Genomic DNA, 18,530 nt, shown 5'->3' on the forward strand with positions numbered 1-18,530 from the left:
TTACACTCCTGATTTCATTTTCCCCTTGGTGCCTATGTGCAATGCTGCGATGCCGCCCGTTAGGGGGTAAGCTTGTACATCTTGCAGTCCCTGCTTGGCAAAAATGGCCGCGAGCTGCTTATGATCTGGAAAATGGATTAATGATTCCGGCAGCCATTTATACTGTTCGTAACGCTTTGCAATCAACTTCCCGAGGAAAGGCAGCACACGCTGAAAGTAGAAATAATAAATCGATTTAAAGGGTTCCCATGTCGGTTTGGATAATTCCAGAGATACGACTAAGCCTCCCGGTTTAACAACCCGCTGCATTTCGCGGATAACTTGCTCCAGATCGGGTACATTCCGCAATGCAAATCCGATCGTTGCATAATCAAACGTATTATCGTCAAACGGAAGATTCATAGCATTGCCCTGGATTAGCTGAATCTGCTTGTCCAAATGAAGCTGTTTAATTTTTTCAGCCCCGAAATCGAGCATGTTTTGACTGAAATCAAGTCCAACCATCCTGCCATCACCGCTTGCCTGGGCAAGACTGATCGTCCAATCACAGGTACCGCAGCATAAGTCAATTGCAGTAGCGCCAGGCTGTACATTCATTTTGCTCATGGTGAATTTGCGCCAAGCTTTATGTCTGCGGAAGCTCAAAATATCGTTCATTAAATCATATTTTGGAGCGATGCTTTCAAAGACGGAATGAACGAATTCTTCTTTGGATTTTGTCTTTGTTGTGTTCATGTAATTCGTCACCTCAAATTTCTTCAAGCACTTTAGGCTGCTTCTCCGAAAAGCGAAGGATTGGCTCCCCAATGTGAAACAGTTCACTTATTAGCTTATCGGAATCGAGCTGCTGTACTTTGAGTTGCAGCTGCTTGATATGAGACTCTAACATTTGATACAGATGTGAAGACACATTATATTTGTGAATCAATGTGCGCATTTTAACCTGATCCGTTTCTGCTGCTTGGAGCTGTTTCCGCTCTTCTTTCGTGCCGTGCTGAAGGATATGCCAGAATCCCCAGCTTCCCCGGAAATCAGCGGCAGATTCGATTCGAAATATTTCCTCAAAAATAACTTCGCACCTTGTATAACTTCTCAGTACTTCTGGCCAAGCTTGATCATAAACTTCCGCCATGAATTCCGAAAAAGACAAAAAAAGCTGAGACTTAATCTCCACCGTTTGATGGATATAATCTTCTGCCGTCATTTTCAACTGCTTCACTTTGGTATATAAATTCATTTTCAGCCGATTCACTTCACAAATCGCACCCGAAAGCTGTTTAATCATATCGATTTGCCCAGCTTGAGATAGCAGATGATAAAACCGGGAGCTGAAATAATCGCCCGCGAGCACCTTCAGCTGTCTGGAACGGGCAGCCTTCTTCTCCTTGACCTCATTCGACGCATTCACCATTTCATGGGTATCAAGGGCTAACTGGACGAGGGAAGTCGCCAATGTATACAGCTCGCTTGACGCGCTATGCTTCGTGTTTCCGTTCAGGAACGCAAATAGCAAACGGGAGCGAAGTTCGGGAAAATCGGGCAAATCCGTGTGAATTTGGATCATATCATATTCTGTGTATTGCTTAGCGATCTCAGGGATCCGATAAGAATTCATGCAAAAGCCTCCGTAACCGTATGCCGAATATCATTTGTGCTTCTATCCAAGTAATTATAGCATAACCCGTTCGCAGAAGCACAATTAATTATAACTAATCCTTCTATAATGGATATCTTTGCTGCCATCTGGATGTATAGGTGAGACGAAACCGGTTTTGCAGCTGCTGTTCAAGCTGAATAAGACTAAGATCGCTGGCGCTGGCCGTCATATCTTTACCGTGTTCACGGTCTGCAACCATCGCCAATACCAACTGCGCGGAGGCTTGGTCGGTTGCACCTGAATAATCCATGACGCGAACCCAAACCTGGTTCACGTTTTTCGTCTTAGCCGTCATCGTTTGGGCTATTGTATACAAATCGCGGTACACGGACGCGGACTCCGCGTTTTTGGGCAAGCTTAAATCAAGCGATAACCTCGCATTGGTCAGTTCAACTTTGCGAATGCGCATTTGCAGTGGCACCTGCACAAGAAGATCGACAAGATTGCGATCCGTCAGCTGTGCCGCTCTTTTGCCTGACCAAGCGTCAAAAGGGGGCAAACCGGCTAACCGATCAAGCTTTGGGATCATCGACAAGCTGATAGCAATGGCAACGGATAAACCTGCAGTGATAATGATTCGTAATGACCATTTCATGTACATGGTACCTCCTAAACAAGCTCATATACCATTGTACAAAGAAAAAAAGCAGGCTATGCCTGCTATGAAAAATTTATTCCTCCGTATCGATCGTACCGAACTTCGTCATAATCAAAGCTTTGCCTCGTACTTTCACTGCCGATGTATGTTCAGTGAACTGAGCAATCATCACTTCGCCCTTGTCCAGCTTTTCCGTATGATGAAAGCGAGTATCTTGTCCGCGCGTTAATCCGATCACATGGACACCGTTATCTTTAGCTTTAATGACGAAATATTCATTCCCGTTGGGGGCGCTGGTGTTATTGTTTGCGGGATTGCTGCTTTTATTATCCACACTTCATTCCTCCATTCGTGCCATACTTACCTTTCTTACTAATGATGCTCAAAAAGCACCAAGAAGTCAATAAAGGGATATTAAACTGACATTCCCTTGGAAGATGGAGCCCCTTTGCGATAAAAAAGCTTGAATTTCATCGGCAACACTTTGTTTGAAACCGTACGAATCAAGAAGTCTGATAGCTTCACCGTTCCGAAAGCGAACAGCATACCGGCAAATACATCGACCAGCCAATGAATTTGGAGGTACAAGGTGGAAAAAATAATCGCCGCGCAGTAGGTCACCATCATCGTTTTGAATATCCGATCTTTCTCCCGCAGGGCGAGCAGCAGCATTGCAAAGGAAATCGAGGTGTGCATGCTGGGAAAACAGTTCATGGTTGCAACCAGCAATGAATTTTCATCTGTAAAAACTCGATGCAGCAAATCCGGCTGCTTATTTACATACCAAACCTCATGAAGCAGAATCAAGTTGTAAAAAGGCAAGATGAGCGGGAACTGCAGCATATGACCGGACAATGCATAAGAGATCATCTTCTTGATACTGCGTGTCCAAAAACTGCGTACAATGCATATCCACAAGGAAAGAACGAAACCATAATTATAAATCCACACCATCACCTTATCCAGGAAAGGGTTCGCAATCCATCTTGCCCATCCGCCCGTATTCAGCGGAATGGCGTTCATATAAGCATCCCAGTGCCAAGGGTGGCGGTTATTTTCGAACATCCAATTGGCTATTCTCCACCATAAGCTGTTTCCCGATCCATAAAAGTAATAAAAAACACCTAAAAGTGGAATACCAAAGATGAAAAATCGTTTCCAATCCACATCAACTTGATCTTTTCTCACGCCAAGCAAGCAAATCAGCAGCAGGATCCAACATTCTTTGCTCCAATTTCCCACTGTTCCGATTCGCCAAACTAAGTAAATGGACGCTATGATCCCATACATCGTCCAATCTTGTGCTCTGATCAGCTCATTTACTTTCAGCTTATTCAATGCGGTTCCCCCTAATCATTCTCAAGTGTTGCCGTGCCCAGTTTGTAATGGGGTCCGCAAAAGAAAAAGACATCGGCTTGACGATGTCTTTCCCATGGTCGGAGTAACACGATTCGAACGTGCGACCTCACCCACCCCAAGGGTGCGCGCTACCAGGCTGCGCCATACCCCGTTCGTAAGCATCAGCTTACATATTTACTTTTGTAATTATAGTAGGAGATTTTCGAATTGTAAAGGTATTTTGTAGAATGTTTTAGATCGATAAATAAAGCCGCGACAGCAATATGCGGCCACGGCTTTGTTCGTGTGGAATAACGTACAATCTTATGTAAAACTAACCATTATTGAATTCCGTCTCTAAGCGCTTTACCCGGTTTAAATGCTGGGATTTTGCTTGCAGGGATTTCAATTTCATCACCAGTCTGTGGATTACGTCCCTTACGAGCGGAACGTTCACGAACTTCGAAATTACCGAATCCTACAAGTTGTACTTTATCTCCGCTTTGCAAAGCTTCGGAAATCGCATCAAAAACAGCGTCAACCGCTTTTGTTGCATCTTTCTTGGAAAGCTCAGAGGTTTCAGCAACCTTGTTAATCAATTCAGATTTATTCATGCCATTCACCTCCCCCCAGAAATACTGACTTCCGTTACTTCCTGTTTTCACCGTTTCCTCACAAAATATACATGATCCTGTGAAAAAACGTTGATTTTCTAAATGAAAATCGATATCGAAGCAGACGAATAAATTCATAGTAATACACTGGGAGAGCAATTTCAAGTAGAGTTTTCCTTTTTAGGTAGGTTTATTTGCTATAAATCGACAAAAAACACTCTTTCGAGTGTTTTTTGTCAGTTTATTTTAAAGAATGATGGCAATGAGACCGCCGGAGCCTTCGTTAATAATGCGACCCAACGTTTCTTGCAGCTTATAGCGCGCATTATCCGGCATCTGCGCAAGCTTCCCTTGAATGCCCTCTCGAACGATAGAGTGCAGCGACCTGCCGAAAATATCCGACTCCCAAATCTTAAGCGGATTGTCTTCGAAATCCTGCATTAAATAGCGAACCAGTTCTTCACTTTGTTTCTCTGTTCCAATAATCGGCGAGAACTCCGACTCCACATCAACTCGGATCATATGAATGGATGGCGCAGTCGCTTTCAACCTGACACCGAATCTGGAGCCTTGGCGAATGAGTTCCGGTTCATCCAAAGCCATCTCCGCAAGTGTCGGAGGCGCAATGCCATAGCCTGTTGTCTTGACCATTTCCAATGCCTCAGCGAACTGGTCATATTCCCGCTTCGCATGGGTGAAGTCCTGCATGAGTTGAAGCAGGTGATCCTTACCGCGTATTTCTACGCCGACTACCTCTTGGAGAATACGGTCATACAGCTCATCCGGTGCATACAAATCAATTTCTGCAACACCTTGCCCCATATTCATGCCCGCTAGCGCCGCTTTGTCGATGAAATCATACTCGCCAAATTGGCTGACGACACGATCAACGTCGCGCAGACGGCGAATGTCTTGAACGGTATCGCGTACGGAATTTTCGAATCTGCCGCGCAACCAGTGATTTTCATCCAACACCATAACCCAGCTTGGCAGGTTGACGTTTACTTCGTGTACCGGGAACTCGTAGAGTACCTCGCGCAGCACGGAGACCATTTCCTCTTCGCCCGCACTGGCCACGCTCATTGTGACAACAGGAACGTCGTAACGGCTTTGCAGCTCGCTGCGCAGTTCTAAAGCAGGCTCACTGTTCGGTTTTTGCGAGTTGATGACGACAATGAACGGCTTGCCGACTTCTTTTAACTCATTGATAACCCTTTCTTCAGCCAACACATACGATGACCTAGGAATATCGGAAATCGTGCCGTCGGTTGTAACGACAACACCAAGTGTGGAATGCTCCTGAATGACCTTACGCGTTCCGATTTCAGCCGCTTCCTGGAAAGGAATGGGCTCATCGAACCACGGCGTATTAATCATGCGCGGTCCATTCTCATCCTCGTAGCCTTTGGCGCCATCGACGGCATAACCAACGCAATCAACGAGGCGTACGTTAACGTTCAGCCCTTCGGCTACTGAGATTTGAACTGCCGTGTTCGGTACAAACTTCGGCTCGGTTGTCATAATCGTGCGGCCAGCAGCGCTCTGCGGGAGTTCATCGGTAGCCCGGATCCTATCCGCTTCGCTTTGAATGTTCGGAAGCACTACAGATTCCACAAAACGTTTAATAAAGGTTGATTTTCCTGTCCGGACCGCTCCGACAACCCCCAGGTAAATGTCCCCTCCCGTCCGTTCTGCAATGTCCTTAAAGATATCCACTTTCTCCAAGAGAATCCCTCCTACAGTTTGGTCGTCAACTGACGCAAATGACGGTAACAATTGACTACTCGTACATTCATTTGGACTAGTAAGAAATATATGTACTTTCACTAGAAATATGATAGATAGGCATGATCTTTTTTTTGCAGCTCATATTTCGTTGTCGTACATACGGCTTTCCCTATAGAACCATATTTAGAGATCTTTGATCGCAGACCAAACTCTCTCCATTGAAATGAATATATGTCGGAGGGATTGCCGATATTCTGAAAAAGAGAGAAAACCTCTCACACAACTTGTGTAAGAGGTTCATCTGAACTTATTCATGATCCTGAGGCATGGGCTGATTATTTTGCCAATAATACGAAAAACTGCGAATCGGAACAAAATACGACTTGGTAACTAGGAGCTCTCGCAAATCCTGATCCGGTTTGAGCGAGCTTTCCAGCGATCCGCTTTGGATCATTTTCATGATATCCATCCCATAATCGATGGCAACTTTGCCTGATTGCTTATGAACCATATACGTAATGAAATTTTGCCGATAGAAATCCGACTTAATCTCCGGTGATTTGATACCAAGCTTATTAAAATCCACATATTCAAAAACGTCATTGATTTCAATGCCAGACGGAAGCGATCCGTTGTGCTTTACTTTATAATCATCCACTTTCTTCTGAACATCTTCAACGCTTTGATAGGCGGACAAATCCATCAGTTTTACTTGCGGTTTGGTCTCCACATTAACCAACACATACAGAAAGATCCCGCCGCTTTCAAAAGCGTTGGCGGGGACGCTGCTAAGCAGATGCATTTTTTGCAATTTACCGAAATCAATCACATATTTCTCATATAAAGGTGTGGTCATGTCACTATTTTTGATAGGCAGTACACCGCTTTTTTCATGAAATTGGTCAACAGCCTGCTGAACGAGCGTAATGAACTCGGCAGGATTGATTTGATTCTCCTTACGCAATTCTTTGGGATACGCACAGCCGCTTAGCAGTACAATCAGGCACAACGCTGCACACATCCGCTTCCCTAATAACTGTATTCGGAATAATTTCACTGCAACCATCCTTACGTTTAAAATAAATCGTCGTCATCAGTCTGCTGCTTGGCAAGCTGAGCGCGAATAGCTGCTTTGAGCGGGTCTTCGGGCACTGTTACCTCTACTGCCCCTTTAACACGCGCCTGGCAAGCTAACCGATATCCTTCCTCCGCTTGCGTACCTAACTTTAACCGTTCATTTTGGTTCATGGGCTCAAGGCCTTTTTGGTCCAGAACTTTCACTTTGCACATTAAACATGCGGCTTTAGCACCGCAGCGTGTCCGTATAAGGACCTTGGCTTTCCGTCCGGCATCGAGGAGCGTTGTACCGGAACGTACCTGAATCTTTTTATCATCTGGCCAAAAATGCACGTCTGAAAAAGACATCCTGTATCCCTTCTTTAATCGAATAACTGCGCTAATCTGTTGCGGAATTCTTTTCCCCAACGGTTTCGCTCCAACAAGTCGTGAAGCGCAGGCATATGCCGCTCAGGCTGTTTCCGGATCGCCTGCGCGATAATTTCATAACGATCTGGGCGATCACGAAGCATATTAAATAAAAGCTCATGTGCCAAAGGCATAATTTTTACGGTACATGAATCGCTCAAAGATACGCTCAAGCTATGCCGCTCCCACAAATAAGCCGCTTCGACCGAGTAGTGCGATTGCTGTGCATCTACATGAAAATCACCGACGACTTCGACCGCATTTCCTTCTATGTCGTAGTGGCTAAGGATAGATGAATAGATCGGAGTGCGGCTGCAAGCCGGTAAATCCAAGGAAAATTCAAGCAAGGCTGCGTGTATGGTAGGAACGTCATTTTGATCAACATAAAGATCCAAGTCTCTTGGGTTGCTCTGAATATCTACTTGATGCAGCAGCAAACCACAGCTGCCGCCGATCAACCAGCGGGACTCTTGGGCATGCATCAAATGCCTGTCTAAGGTCACAATGGTTTGCAGCATGGGTTGTAGCAGAAACATGAGGCCAGCACCTTTCCGTCAGGTATTAAAAATAAGGCTTATGCGTAACGGAAATGTCCCCGTCCTGCTTCACGACACATTGACATGCCAATCGATAGCCCTGTTCGATTTCTTCAGGTTCCAAGCGATCTTCCTCTGCTTCCGTAGGATCCGTTAACAGGTCTCGACCCGTAGCTATGTAACAACGGCAACGTGCGCAAGTCCCGCGTGTGCAAGAGAACCCCCAGTCCACATCATGTTTCAATGCATGATCCAACAGGGTTAGCCCGGTTTCCGGCTCCATCGATTTTTGCGTTTTTCGCGTTTTTAATTCTAGCATTTTCCCATCCTCCAAGTTGTTAGAACAAAGATAGTAGCATGTACAGCATGATAGGAACGAACAATAAAAAGGCGATGGTTGATAAAATGACGCGAACGGCACCTTGTGTGCGCGTTCTTGCGTAAGAAATTAAAAGTGAGGCAACAACCATAAGTCCAATCGCGACGAAGGATGCCCACATTTTATCCAAACTTGACATGATGATGACTCCTTAGATCTTTATCGTAAAAATTTGCAAAGTTACGGCTAATTATAGCATACAGCAAGAAAAAAAGCATAAAGGGGAACGCGCTCCCCTTTATGCTCCTCATTTCTTGCCCAGCATCATTTGCATAAGCTGCTGCATGTTGTTCGTATCCAACTTGCTGCTTTTGACAGCCTGAATGATTTCGTTAACCGTTTCTTCAGATACTTTGACGTTCACAAGTCCGGAAACCTGTTTAATCAGCTGACGAAGCTGCGCCTCGCTTTGCAACGTCGATGGTTTCACGCCGCTGGCAATCTTTTGAATATCTTTAGAGGTAACGGATTTTCCTGTTTTCTTTTTTACAACGTTCAATACGTCCTTGGACATATCTTTATCCGTCAATATTGTCGCCTCCCTATACCGCATGATGACTAAATGCGTCTAAGGTATAGTATGAGAGCGGGCTTTAGGTGGTGTAGGCTACCCCAACCTAATCCCCCAAAAGTGAAGAAATCCTTCGCAGCCTATTCCTGTTACTTTTGGGGGAGCCCCCGTTATCCACAGAAATTAGCTGCGCATAAATTCCTACCCCATCCAATTTGTCGCGTTTCCGCTGGCAACCTCTTCAATTTCATGCGTTCGGACACGCCCCATCAAATCTTGCGCGGCTAGTTTAGGGGATTTGCCAGCGAACAAAACATTGTAAAGCTCATCGGTAATCGGCATCGTTACCTGAAAGCTCCGAGACAGCTCATAGGCGGCTTTTGTTGTTTTAACACCTTCAACGACCATGCCTATCTCCTCCAACACAACATCGAGCGGCAATCCTTGCGCGAGCTTGTAGCCAGCTCGCCAGTTCCGGCTGTGTTTGCTCGCGCCTGTCGCGATCAAATCCCCGATACCCGCCAGACCGGAAAATGTGAGTGCATTCGCTCCCATCGCCGTGCCAAGACGGGCGATCTCCGCCAAACCTCTGGTCAATAGCGCTGCCTTCGCGTTGTCTCCAAACCCCAGACCATCAGTCAAGCCCGCGCCAAGCCCGATGATGTTCTTCAACGCTCCGCCTACCTCGACGCCAGTAACGTCGGGGTTTGTATAGACGCGGAAGTAAGAGTTGATCAACAGATCCTGTGCAGCTTCTGCGGCTTCCAGATTTTGAGCTGCTACTACGACGGTCGTGGGAAGTTTGAGGATCACTTCCTCTGCATGGCTCGGACCGGATAATACGACAATGCGATCGGCATCGATTTGTGGAAGTTCACTTGCAAGAACTTCCGTCATACGCTTCAACGTGCCGGTTTCAAAGCCTTTGGTCGCGTGGATGATGAGTGTATCCTTTTTTAAAAATGGACGTATTTGTGCGGCAACTTCCCGCATCCCGGATGATGGTACAACCATCAAAATTGCATCGGCATCCTGTGTTGCTTCCTGCAGTGAGCTCGTAGCAACAATTAGCGGAGATAGTTCAATATCTTGCAGAAAACGACTGTTGGTATGCTTTTCATTGATTTCACGAACTTGCTCTTCATTTCGAGACCACAGCAGCACCTGCTTGCCATTATCCGCCAGTACCGAAGCAAGCGCCGTTCCCCAACTACCAGCCACTAGAACTGATACTTTGTTCGACATGGTTCCAAATCCTCCTAAGCGTTTTCCGAAGGAAAACTCGCATCGTAAGCCTATTTTGAATTTTGCAATTGCAAATTCAATTTATAAGCATGATCTTGCTAGGCTCTCTTTTGCCCCAGCTTGTTCTCTTTGCCTTGAATAAGTTTCACTATGTTGGTCCGATGGCGAACAAAAGCGAATATACAAAGCAAAATGCTGATCCACAGAATCGGCAGCGGTCGGTCCATTCCCCAGATAAGAAAAGGTAAAAGGGCTGTAAGCATGAGAGAACCGAGCGATACGAATCGGGTAATTGCAATAATAACGATAGCTGTAACACCAGCGATAAGAGTTGGTAGGAAGCAGAGCGTTGCCATCACGCCGATGGTCGTCGCAATCCCTTTCCCGCCACGGAAGCCGAAATAGATCGGCCAGTTGTGGCCAACAATAGCAGCTAAGCCGCATAAGACGGGAATCCAGATCATATCCGCGCCGGGAGCCGCCCATTTGCCAAGATAAACGGCGGCAACCCCTTTGAACGCATCGAGCAAAAGAACGAGGATCGCGGGCCCCTTACCAAGAACGCGCAGCGTATTCGTGGCCCCTGCATTGCCGCTGCCGTGCTTGCGGATATCGATCCCCTTGAACCATTTTCCGAATAAATAACTAAAGCTAATGGAGCCTAACAGATAACCCACCACAATCGTTATTACCGAAAACAACATCATGACCTCCTTCGAGCTATTGTTCTATTCATTATCCGAAGATTTTCGGCGGCTTAGGATCCGAATCGGCGTGCCTTCAAAACCAAAGGCTGCGCGAATCTTGTTATCCAAATACCGCTCATAAGAAAAGTGCATGAGCTCAGGCTCATTCACGAAAAGCACAAAAACAGGAGGCTTAACCGCAACTTGAGTCGCGTAGTTGATGCGCAGACGCTTACCTTTATCGGTTGGAGGCGGGTTATACGCGACGGCATCGGAGACAACATCGTTAAGCACATGCGTCTGCACGCGAAGGGCGTGATTTTCTGCGACCTGGACGACAACAGGAAGAAGTTTGTGCAGACGTTGCGTCGTTTTGGCCGACACGAATACGACTGGCGCATATGTCATGAACAAGAAGTGGTCACGAATTTTTTGCGTGAATTGATGCATCGTCTTATCGTCTTTCTCCACGATATCCCACTTATTCACAACGAAAATGGCTGCTTTTCCCGCTTCGTGCGCATACCCGGCGATATGCTTGTCTTGTTCGATAATGCCTTCTTCCCCGTCAATCACGACGAGAATGACATCCGCACGCTCAATGGCTTTCATCGCCCGCATGACGCTGTATTTCTCCGTATTTTCGTAAACACGCCCTCTTTTACGCATACCGGCCGTATCAATAATGACATACTTTTGGCCATCACGTTCAAAAGGCGTATCAATCGCGTCGCGCGTCGTACCCGCCACATCGCTGACAATAACCCGCTCCTCGCCAAGAATGGCATTGGTCAATGAGGATTTACCGACGTTCGGACGCCCGATCAGCGCGAATTTAACAACCTCTTCACCATACTCCTCATCCTTCTTGTCCGGAAAATGAGAGCAAGCGGCTTCCAGCAAATCGCCGATGCCGATCCCATGTGAACCTGATATCGCGATCGGATCGCCGAAACCGAGACTGTAAAACTCATAAATTTCATCTTGACGCTGCAAATTATCAACTTTATTGACGGCGAGCACGACCGGTTTCTTCGAGCGGAACAAAAGCTGCGCCACTTCCTCATCGGAAGGCGTTACGCCTGCTTTGGCATCCACCATGAACACGATAACATCCGCTTCCTCAATGGCAAGCTCTGCTTGTATACGCACTGATTTCAGGATGGCATCCTCTTCATCGATTTCGATACCCCCTGTATCGATAACGCTGAACGATTGATTCAACCACTCGCCTACTCCGTACAGCCTGTCGCGTGTGACTCCCGGTTTATCTTCCACTATCGCAAGGCGATCGCCTACAATTCGATTAAAAATGGTGGACTTGCCGACATTCGGTCGGCCTACAATAGCAATAATAGGTCTAGCCATTTGATTCACTCCTTAGAGTTTTCGTCAGAAAACTTTCTTCGTAAGCCAGTTCCATGATCAGCCATGGAAAATAACGCAACTTACATCATAACAAAAAAGACACGACTTGGCTAATCTCATTTGAGAATAATCTCACCTGAGTCCGCATTCCATGAATGTTTTTCAGGAGTGCTTCACCAAAATCATCGTGCCGTTTTTTAAATCATGCGCGGTAGCATCCAAAATTTTCTCCAGAGAAAAAGATACTTTCTGTTGTTGCTCCGCATCGTCTACGATGAAAATGGGAGCACCTCCGCCTACCCGATCTTTATTCATCGTGACTACTGCAATGATTTGGGCCATGCGACTACGCCTCCTTCTGTTGATTAACGCCGGCTTCGGAGGGCATCCGCACAGCGCTTTCCAGTACCGGTATGCGATGCAGAGCGACTAACGTTCGATCCGCGTCTCTGTCCTGCGGGAGCAGCAGCAAGCCGAGCACGCCTGTATTCATATCCAGTTTTGCCATCGGAAGCAATGAAGGCTCTCCTTCATCCCTGTAAACACCGAATAGAGTTGAAATATCATGAAGGATCGCTTGTCTTTGTCCCAGATTGGCCAGCGTAACTCGCGAATTCCGATTTTTAGGCTTAATGATAAAACCTAAAGCATGTTCTTGAATTTTACGGCGGCTGTCTTCAAGCCCTATATTCATGATGTAGATGGATCCGGCGAATAAATCCGGCCCATCCAAACGAATGGGAACCTGTTCAATATCGGCAATCTTGGCAAGATTATTGCCCGATTTAAAGTAATTGGCAACAAAAATGGAAAGCACACCAGCTACGATTCCCCAATACCAGGCAAACAGAATACTAAACAAAGATGCTACAAACGAAGAAAAGATAACGAGATAATTTCGCCCCTCGAATACCATGGCAATCCCTTCGATATAGGCAGCGCCTCTAGGGACAAGCTCCAATTCATCGATCTTCGTCAAGCTCTGTCTCTCCATATTGCGCACGTCACGAAATTGTTGTGCTGCGAGCGATAGAAAGGTCACCGCCGTATAATTTTTATCCAGCAATGCAGGTACAGCGACCGCTCCTAAACCGGCTGCAATGACCCCGAGAGAAATGTGGATAATTTTACCATGCGGATAGGTGGGATATTGACGGTAATCCGTCCTCAGCATGTTCAACCGGGCCAGTATGCCAAAAACCACGCCAACCACAATGCCAATCGTATAGCGATGCGAATAAAACCAATCCATTATTTGCGCCATCCACCCTTCCGTTCCATCCAACTTCGAATGATTAAGCGGCAGCCATTGTAAACAGCCTGCAGCACAATCGTCATCGTTCGTGCCGCAAAGACCGAAAGCCACCACTGATCTTGAAAATGAGGGCTGCCTAAACGCTGTGCACCCACCTCTTGATGAATACCCGCTTGATAGAGGTCACCAAGCAAATAGCCTAGGGAGATGGCTGCAATTTGCTCCAGCTCGCTTCGCTGCAGAACCGTGACAACGACGGCAAGAAGCAAAGCCGTATCCCATTCTGAACTGCCGACAATGAGAATCGGATCCATCTGAAGCAGCTGCTGAAGCAAAAAATGCAAGGAACCTAGCAAAAGGCCAATCGAAAGGAGATGAAGTTTATGGATGAAGCCGCGGGTTACGTAAAGAATGCCTATACAAATGCACAATATCCATAAATAAACCAAATGCACTTGCAAATGCCCAATCCTGATCGTGATATGCGATAACGTCAGCCATGCAGCAAAAAAAAGAAGTATTCCCTTGTGCGATATACTTCTGACGTACAGCTCCTTCCACCCGCTGGCAAACAAAATCAACGTGATGCAGAGGAGTATGAGAGACAAATAGCCGGAGTTCATAATCATAACCACCCTGCGGATCATCGGACTTCCCTCGCTTCCTCATGAGAAGAGCCCGTCTGATCCTTAGTATGGCAAAAAATCGATTATTTACTCCGGCTGCCTCTTTCTGCATATGCAGTTATGTCGATGCCCCTGCTGCGGCACCATTCCGCTGTTTCACCCGTAATCACGACCGGGTGATGCCATAATTCTTGAACCGTCTTAGCGCCAAGCGCCGTCATGATCAGAATGAGCCCTTGCTCCAGCTCATCCGCGAAGCGGTGAAGCGCATCTGTGCCATCGGTGCGCAGCACTTTCAAGAAGGCGCCGGCCATGCCTACGGCTGAGGCGCCAAGAGCTAGCGCTTTGGCTGCCTCCAAAGCGTTCGTAATGCCTCCCGAGGCGATCACAGCGCCTCGGGGATACACCGACAACGCCTCAAGCAAAGCGATGCTTGTCGGTGTGCCCCAGTCGTTCAGCCAGTCCATGGCGGCTGAACGGCGTGCATTTTCGATGGCGGCGAAGTTCGTGCCGCCGGAGCCGCCGACGTCCAAGAGATGGACGCCGATGCTTTGGAGCTGCTTGGCATTCTCTTTAACAATGCCGAAGCCGACTTCCTTCACGATGACCGGCACGTGAACGCGCTGAACAATCGCGGCAATGCGGTCCAGCATGCCGATGAAGCTCCGGTCGCCTTCCGGCATAATCAATTCCTGCATGACATTCAGATGAATTTGCAGCGCATTCGCCTCGATCATGTCGACTGCCCGGAGCGCTTGATCGACCGTTGCCTCGCTGCCTAAATTCGCGAATACCAGGCCGTTCGGATTCTCACGGCGCACCACTTGGTAGCTGGACGCTACCTCGCTGTTCTTGATCGCCGACATCTGCGAACCGACGGCCATGGCAAGCCCTTTCTCCCTGGCCACGATGGCCAGCTCGCGGTTAATGCTCTCTGTCTCCTGAGCGCCGCCCGTCATCGCATTAATTAAAATCGGCGAGCTCATAATGAGATCGCCGATTTGGGTCTTTAATGCAATTTGATCTGTCGAAGTCTCAGGCAGACAGTTATGCACAAGCTTGACATCCGACAGCCCTTGCTGTTTGGATTGACCAAACTCCAGCGCGTAATGGACATGCTCCATTTTGCGTGAGATGCGCATACTTGTTGTCCTCCTAAAATTACCCCACAAAGTGACTGAGCTTTACTTATTTAAATTTGGAAAGTTTGTCGCCAAAACGCTCGCCAAGTGTCAAGGAAAGACCTTGATTGCTCAGCGATACGTTTTCGTTGCCGGCAATCTCTTTTTGGTGGCTCGCACTGTTACCGCGATCACGGTCGCCTCTAGGCTGTCTTTCTCTTTCCGGCTTCGCTGCAGCAGCTGGAGCTTCAGGAGCTTCTTCGGTTTCTTTGATGCTCAAGCTAACGCGTTTTTCACCAGTGTTAATTTCCAGGATTTTGACTTGAACTTCTTGGCCTTCTTTCAACACTTCATGCGGAGTGCCGATATGACGGTGTGCGATTTGAGAAATGTGCACAAGACCTTCAACGCCAGGAGCAATTTCAACAAATGCGCCGAATGCAGCCAGGCGTTTAACTGTGCCGGATACGATATCTCCCGCTTTGAATTCACGATCAACTTTGGACCATGGGCCTTCTTGTGTCGCTTTGATGCTCAGGCTGATTTTCTCAGCAGACGGATCAAGCTTAAGAATTTGCACTTTCACTTTGTCGCCTTCTTTGACAACATCAGAAGCTTGTTCAACATGGTGCCAAGCCATTTCGGAAATATGTACCAGACCGTCGATGCCGCCGATATCAATGAATGCTCCAAACTGCGTTAAGCGTTGAACGGTTCCGTCAAGTACTTGACCTACTTGCAGACCTTCGATAATTTTCTTTTTGTTTGCTTCGTATTCTTCATCCAATACATCTTTTTGGGAAAGAATGACTTTGTTTTTCTCGCGATCGATTTCTTTCACGCGAAGACGCAGCGTACGGCCTTTGTAGGAGCTGAAATCTTCAACGAATTGACGCTCCACCATGGAAGCAGGAACGAATCCGCGCACGCCGATATCAACGACAAGTCCGCCTTTTACAACTTCAGCTACAGTTGCTTCGATAATTTCTTTGCTTTCCAGCTGCCCCTGCAAAGTTTCCCAAGCTTTTTCATTATCAACAACGCGTTTGGAAAGAACCAGCGTTTCTTTCGCGTCATTGATCGAAACGACTTTCAATTCAACTTCTTGACCGATTTGCACAGCTTGGCCAGCATCATCCAAAGCCACGGAAGAAAGTTCGCGAACCGGGATAACACCATCGTATTTATAACCGATATCAACGAAGGCCTGATCTGCGTCTACCTTCACGATTTTACCTTTAACGGTAGCGCCTTTCTTCAGTACAGCTACATTATTAAGCGCTTGCTCAGCCTCAGCTTGTGAAACAGCTGTTTCCTGCACTTCTTGAACCTCTTGAGATTGATCTTCAACTTTTACTTCATCTGACATGGGTTTACCCTCCTCTATTTACAACCAACAATAAATAATTTATAAGAGGTTGTTTAAAAAGTCCACTTTGACCACATCAGAAAGTATTCTAATTAGCGAATAAACTTACATTTAACCGTGGTCGCGTATCGAACCTTCTCGGTTCTGAAAGCGGACTTTTTAAACACTCACTATAAGTCACAAAGCAGCCGGAAGAAAGCGTCTACTCTGTTTCAAACAAAATCTTTCCATACACTTAAGGATAGTATAATTCCAAGCATTCGTTTCCATACATCGCATTCAGCCTTTGCTGTATGCGGAATGGATGCTGCGAATTTCTTGCATGATCGTCTCTGTTGCTTGTTCCAGGTCATCGGAGCTTCCACCGGTATAAGCACTTAAATCAAGCGGCTTGCCATATACGATGGTCATACGGCGAAATAAAGAATAGTTGCCGATAATGGCAACCGGCACGACGGCTGCGCCTGCTTTAAGCGCAAGGCTGGCTGCACCTTTCTTGCCCATCCCGCCTGCGTTGCTGCGCGATCCTTCGGGGAAAACCCCCATCATATTGCCATCTCTCAGCAACTGAATGGCGAGCCGGATAGATTCCTTGCTCACGCCTCCACGTTTGACAGGGAAAGCGCCAACTTTTGAGATAACCGTTCCTAAGACCGGCACATCGAACAGCTCGGCTTTCGCCATGAAATGCACTTTCCGCGTAAGCGGTGTACCTAATAACGGGGGATCCAGAAGGCTGGTATGATTCCCGCATAACACGACCGCTCCATGAGCAGGTACATTCTCCATGCCAATTGCTCGAAGACGAAAAAACAGAGTGAAAATTACACGAAATATGGCCCTGCCGATGCGATACAGCATCTTATTTGCCACCTCCGACTTTGTTTTTACAAAGCCCAAGAATTTCGTCCACAACTTCCTCAATGGTCATTGAAGTGCTGTCCATTAATATGGCGTCATGTGCACGTTTCAGCGGCGAAATTTCTCTTTCCTGATCGATTTGATCGCGACGAGCAATGTCTTGCTCCAATTGCTCCAGCGTCATCGTACAGGTTCCGCTGCTTTGCATTTCCTTGAAACGTCGTTCCGCTCTTTCCGATACGCTGGCCGTAAGGAATATCTTGATTTCAGCGTCCGGCATGACATGGGTTCCGATATCTCGACCATCCATGACAACGCCTTTGGAAATCGTCATCTGCTTTTGCAGAGAAACTAATAGCTGACGAATGGCACCGATGCTGGCAATTTGGGAAACATCATCGGTAATGGCAGTAGTGCGAATGTCTTTGGTCACGTCAACACCATCCACAATCACCTGTTGTCCAGCAGGCCCGGGGATTAAATCGATGTTCATGCGATTCGCTAAAGCAACAACCTCGGATTCTTGATCAGGACGCAGCCCTTCTTGCTGTACTTTCCATGTTACTGCCCGATACATGGCCCCTGTATCCACGTAAACAAAACCAAGCGCTCCGGCAACCAGCCGTGCAATGGTGCTTTTACCGGCTCCAGCAGGTCCATCAATGGCAATATTGAACTTATCCAAGCTGCACTTCCTCCTAAATTCACCCCATAAAGTGAAGTACTGCTTCGTAACATACTCCTATTACTTTGCGAGGGCCCAAAAATACTAACAATACCTTACGAACAAAAAAGCAGGCACTGCCTGCTAATTAAGGAAATTATATCACACTACTATCTCATATGCAAAACTTTGACCGTACTTACTAGCCATATATAGTTTGTTTACGATCGCTCTTTACCTGCTTCTTGAGGTTGTGAGTACGGTTTACCTTCCAGCGGCTCCACCCGTGTAAAATGTTTCCGAACATACGGGATTTGCAATAGGGCTTGGGCACTAATAAGCAAAACAAAAAATACGAGCGCAAGCCGAATGATGACTTTCTCCACTTTCGCAGAAAAACGTATAAACAGCTGCTCGTATGATTGATCTTCTTGCTCCGACCGCATGGATCACTTCACCTGCTTACCATACATTTTTGCATCGTAGTAT

24 protein-coding genes and 1 tRNA gene are annotated in these 18,530 nt (G+C 46.9%); all 25 read right to left on the reverse strand.

The window, feature by feature from the left end; all coding sequences use genetic code 11:
* The gene (locus ACFQZT_RS12080; protein ID WP_379300014.1) at positions 1–735 is read right to left on the reverse strand and encodes a demethylmenaquinone methyltransferase; all 735 of its coding nucleotides are present in this window, start codon (positions 733–735) and stop codon (positions 1–3) included.
* Between the two features lie 13 nt (positions 736–748).
* On the reverse strand, positions 749–1,615 hold the full coding sequence (locus ACFQZT_RS12085) for a heptaprenyl diphosphate synthase component 1 (RefSeq protein ID WP_379300016.1): 867 nt from the start codon (positions 1,613–1,615) through the stop codon (positions 749–751).
* A 103-nt stretch (positions 1,616–1,718) separates the two neighbouring features.
* Entirely contained in the window at positions 1,719–2,252 is a 534-nt protein-coding gene (locus tag ACFQZT_RS12090) for a hypothetical protein (RefSeq protein ID WP_379300018.1), read from the reverse strand.
* A gap of 76 nt (positions 2,253–2,328) precedes the next feature.
* Positions 2,329–2,589 (reverse strand): trp RNA-binding attenuation protein MtrB, encoded by a 261-nt coding sequence (gene mtrB, locus ACFQZT_RS12095; RefSeq protein WP_379300020.1) that lies wholly within the window; start codon positions 2,587–2,589, stop codon positions 2,329–2,331.
* Between the two features lie 80 nt (positions 2,590–2,669).
* The gene (locus tag ACFQZT_RS12100; protein ID WP_379300022.1) at positions 2,670–3,593 is read right to left on the reverse strand and encodes a phosphatase PAP2 family protein; all 924 of its coding nucleotides are present in this window, start codon (positions 3,591–3,593) and stop codon (positions 2,670–2,672) included.
* A gap of 95 nt (positions 3,594–3,688) precedes the next feature.
* A tRNA-Pro gene (locus tag ACFQZT_RS12105) sits at positions 3,689–3,765 on the reverse strand.
* A gap of 169 nt (positions 3,766–3,934) precedes the next feature.
* A complete protein-coding gene (locus ACFQZT_RS12110; protein WP_235122749.1) occupies positions 3,935–4,207 on the reverse strand; it encodes an HU family DNA-binding protein in 273 nt (90 codons plus the stop codon).
* A 246-nt stretch (positions 4,208–4,453) separates the two neighbouring features.
* Positions 4,454–5,932, reverse strand: a complete 1,479-nt coding sequence (spoIVA, locus tag ACFQZT_RS12115; RefSeq protein WP_379300024.1) for a stage IV sporulation protein A — start codon at positions 5,930–5,932, stop codon at positions 4,454–4,456.
* A gap of 310 nt (positions 5,933–6,242) precedes the next feature.
* Positions 6,243–6,992 (reverse strand): DUF3939 domain-containing protein, encoded by a 750-nt coding sequence (locus ACFQZT_RS12120; protein WP_379300026.1) that lies wholly within the window; start codon positions 6,990–6,992, stop codon positions 6,243–6,245.
* Positions 6,993–7,009: 17 nt separating this feature from the next.
* Positions 7,010–7,360: a 2Fe-2S iron-sulfur cluster-binding protein gene (locus ACFQZT_RS12125; protein WP_379300028.1), complete on the reverse strand. Its 351-nt coding sequence runs from the start codon at positions 7,358–7,360 to the stop codon at positions 7,010–7,012.
* A gap of 14 nt (positions 7,361–7,374) precedes the next feature.
* Positions 7,375–7,956 carry a hypothetical protein gene (locus ACFQZT_RS12130; protein WP_379300030.1) on the reverse strand — a complete coding sequence of 194 codons (582 nt, stop codon included), beginning with the start codon at positions 7,954–7,956 and terminating at the stop codon, positions 7,375–7,377.
* A 25-nt stretch (positions 7,957–7,981) separates the two neighbouring features.
* Positions 7,982–8,275, reverse strand: a complete 294-nt coding sequence (locus ACFQZT_RS12135; protein WP_379300032.1) for a 2Fe-2S iron-sulfur cluster-binding protein — start codon at positions 8,273–8,275, stop codon at positions 7,982–7,984.
* 19 nt (positions 8,276–8,294) lie between these two features.
* Positions 8,295–8,474 (reverse strand): DUF2768 family protein, encoded by a 180-nt coding sequence (locus ACFQZT_RS12140; RefSeq protein WP_379300034.1) that lies wholly within the window; start codon positions 8,472–8,474, stop codon positions 8,295–8,297.
* Positions 8,475–8,582: 108 nt separating this feature from the next.
* Positions 8,583–8,849: a stage VI sporulation protein F gene (locus tag ACFQZT_RS12145; protein ID WP_379300449.1), complete on the reverse strand. Its 267-nt coding sequence runs from the start codon at positions 8,847–8,849 to the stop codon at positions 8,583–8,585.
* Positions 8,850–9,047: 198 nt separating this feature from the next.
* Positions 9,048–10,091, reverse strand: a complete 1,044-nt coding sequence (locus ACFQZT_RS12150; RefSeq protein ID WP_379300036.1) for an NAD(P)H-dependent glycerol-3-phosphate dehydrogenase — start codon at positions 10,089–10,091, stop codon at positions 9,048–9,050.
* A 98-nt stretch (positions 10,092–10,189) separates the two neighbouring features.
* Positions 10,190–10,795 (reverse strand): glycerol-3-phosphate 1-O-acyltransferase PlsY, encoded by a 606-nt coding sequence (gene plsY, locus ACFQZT_RS12155; protein ID WP_379300451.1) that lies wholly within the window; start codon positions 10,793–10,795, stop codon positions 10,190–10,192.
* 24 nt (positions 10,796–10,819) lie between these two features.
* Entirely contained in the window at positions 10,820–12,145 is a 1,326-nt protein-coding gene (der, locus tag ACFQZT_RS12160) for a ribosome biogenesis GTPase Der (RefSeq protein WP_379300038.1), read from the reverse strand.
* 162 nt (positions 12,146–12,307) lie between these two features.
* Positions 12,308–12,487, reverse strand: a complete 180-nt coding sequence (locus ACFQZT_RS12165) for a capping complex subunit for YIEGIA (RefSeq protein WP_379300040.1) — start codon at positions 12,485–12,487, stop codon at positions 12,308–12,310.
* Between the two features lie 4 nt (positions 12,488–12,491).
* Positions 12,492–13,397 carry a YIEGIA family protein gene (locus ACFQZT_RS12170; protein ID WP_379300042.1) on the reverse strand — a complete coding sequence of 302 codons (906 nt, stop codon included), beginning with the start codon at positions 13,395–13,397 and terminating at the stop codon, positions 12,492–12,494.
* Positions 13,397–14,047 carry a YphA family membrane protein gene (locus tag ACFQZT_RS12175; protein WP_379300044.1) on the reverse strand — a complete coding sequence of 217 codons (651 nt, stop codon included), beginning with the start codon at positions 14,045–14,047 and terminating at the stop codon, positions 13,397–13,399. Before ACFQZT_RS12175 ends, ACFQZT_RS12170 begins: the two co-directional genes overlap by 1 nt.
* A gap of 62 nt (positions 14,048–14,109) precedes the next feature.
* Complete coding sequence (gene fni / locus ACFQZT_RS12180) at positions 14,110–15,168, reverse strand: type 2 isopentenyl-diphosphate Delta-isomerase (RefSeq protein WP_379300046.1); 1,059 nt, start codon at positions 15,166–15,168, stop codon at positions 14,110–14,112.
* A 46-nt stretch (positions 15,169–15,214) separates the two neighbouring features.
* A complete protein-coding gene (gene rpsA, locus ACFQZT_RS12185) occupies positions 15,215–16,516 on the reverse strand; it encodes a 30S ribosomal protein S1 (RefSeq protein WP_379300048.1) in 1,302 nt (433 codons plus the stop codon).
* 279 nt (positions 16,517–16,795) lie between these two features.
* A complete protein-coding gene (locus ACFQZT_RS12190; protein ID WP_379300050.1) occupies positions 16,796–17,377 on the reverse strand; it encodes a lysophospholipid acyltransferase family protein in 582 nt (193 codons plus the stop codon).
* 1 nt (position 17,378) lies between these two features.
* Positions 17,379–18,062, reverse strand: a complete 684-nt coding sequence (cmk, locus tag ACFQZT_RS12195; protein WP_379300052.1) for a (d)CMP kinase — start codon at positions 18,060–18,062, stop codon at positions 17,379–17,381.
* Between the two features lie 200 nt (positions 18,063–18,262).
* Complete coding sequence (locus ACFQZT_RS12200) at positions 18,263–18,487, reverse strand: hypothetical protein (RefSeq protein WP_379300054.1); 225 nt, start codon at positions 18,485–18,487, stop codon at positions 18,263–18,265.
* Positions 18,488–18,530: the final 43 nt, after the last annotated feature.

This window comes from Paenibacillus sp. GCM10027628 (genome assembly GCF_042676385.1).
Classification (GTDB): domain Bacteria; phylum Bacillota; class Bacilli; order Paenibacillales; family NBRC-103111; genus Paenibacillus_E.

What these genes read in the sequence shown, in the direction of transcription:
- ACFQZT_RS12175 (WP_379300044.1), bottom strand. Translation starts at nt 14,047, where the DNA reads ATGATCCGCAGGGTGGTTATGATTATGAACTCCGGCTATTTGTCTCTC.
- ACFQZT_RS12200 (WP_379300054.1), bottom strand. Translation starts at nt 18,487, where the DNA reads ATGCGGTCGGAGCAAGAAGATCAATCATACGAGCAGCTGTTTATACGT.
- ACFQZT_RS12145 (WP_379300449.1), bottom strand. Translation starts at nt 8,849, where the DNA reads ATGTCCAAGGACGTATTGAACGTTGTAAAAAAGAAAACAGGAAAATCC.
- ACFQZT_RS12150 (WP_379300036.1), bottom strand. Translation starts at nt 10,091, where the DNA reads ATGTCGAACAAAGTATCAGTTCTAGTGGCTGGTAGTTGGGGAACGGCG.
- ACFQZT_RS12165 (WP_379300040.1), bottom strand. Translation starts at nt 12,487, where the DNA reads ATGGCCCAAATCATTGCAGTAGTCACGATGAATAAAGATCGGGTAGGC.
- rpsA (WP_379300048.1), bottom strand. Translation starts at nt 16,516, where the DNA reads ATGTCAGATGAAGTAAAAGTTGAAGATCAATCTCAAGAGGTTCAAGAA.
- fni (WP_379300046.1), bottom strand. Translation starts at nt 15,168, where the DNA reads ATGCGCATCTCACGCAAAATGGAGCATGTCCATTACGCGCTGGAGTTT.
- ACFQZT_RS12080 (WP_379300014.1), bottom strand. Translation starts at nt 735, where the DNA reads ATGAACACAACAAAGACAAAATCCAAAGAAGAATTCGTTCATTCCGTC.
- plsY (WP_379300451.1), bottom strand. Translation starts at nt 10,795, where the DNA reads ATGTTGTTTTCGGTAATAACGATTGTGGTGGGTTATCTGTTAGGCTCC.
- ACFQZT_RS12130 (WP_379300030.1), bottom strand. Translation starts at nt 7,956, where the DNA reads ATGTTTCTGCTACAACCCATGCTGCAAACCATTGTGACCTTAGACAGG.
- ACFQZT_RS12135 (WP_379300032.1), bottom strand. Translation starts at nt 8,275, where the DNA reads ATGCTAGAATTAAAAACGCGAAAAACGCAAAAATCGATGGAGCCGGAA.
- ACFQZT_RS12085 (WP_379300016.1), bottom strand. Translation starts at nt 1,615, where the DNA reads ATGAATTCTTATCGGATCCCTGAGATCGCTAAGCAATACACAGAATAT.
- ACFQZT_RS12090 (WP_379300018.1), bottom strand. Translation starts at nt 2,252, where the DNA reads ATGAAATGGTCATTACGAATCATTATCACTGCAGGTTTATCCGTTGCC.
- der (WP_379300038.1), bottom strand. Translation starts at nt 12,145, where the DNA reads ATGGCTAGACCTATTATTGCTATTGTAGGCCGACCGAATGTCGGCAAG.
- ACFQZT_RS12110 (WP_235122749.1), bottom strand. Translation starts at nt 4,207, where the DNA reads ATGAATAAATCTGAATTGATTAACAAGGTTGCTGAAACCTCTGAGCTT.
- ACFQZT_RS12125 (WP_379300028.1), bottom strand. Translation starts at nt 7,360, where the DNA reads ATGTCTTTTTCAGACGTGCATTTTTGGCCAGATGATAAAAAGATTCAG.
- ACFQZT_RS12170 (WP_379300042.1), bottom strand. Translation starts at nt 13,397, where the DNA reads ATGGATTGGTTTTATTCGCATCGCTATACGATTGGCATTGTGGTTGGC.
- ACFQZT_RS12140 (WP_379300034.1), bottom strand. Translation starts at nt 8,474, where the DNA reads ATGTCAAGTTTGGATAAAATGTGGGCATCCTTCGTCGCGATTGGACTT.
- ACFQZT_RS12190 (WP_379300050.1), bottom strand. Translation starts at nt 17,377, where the DNA reads ATGCTGTATCGCATCGGCAGGGCCATATTTCGTGTAATTTTCACTCTG.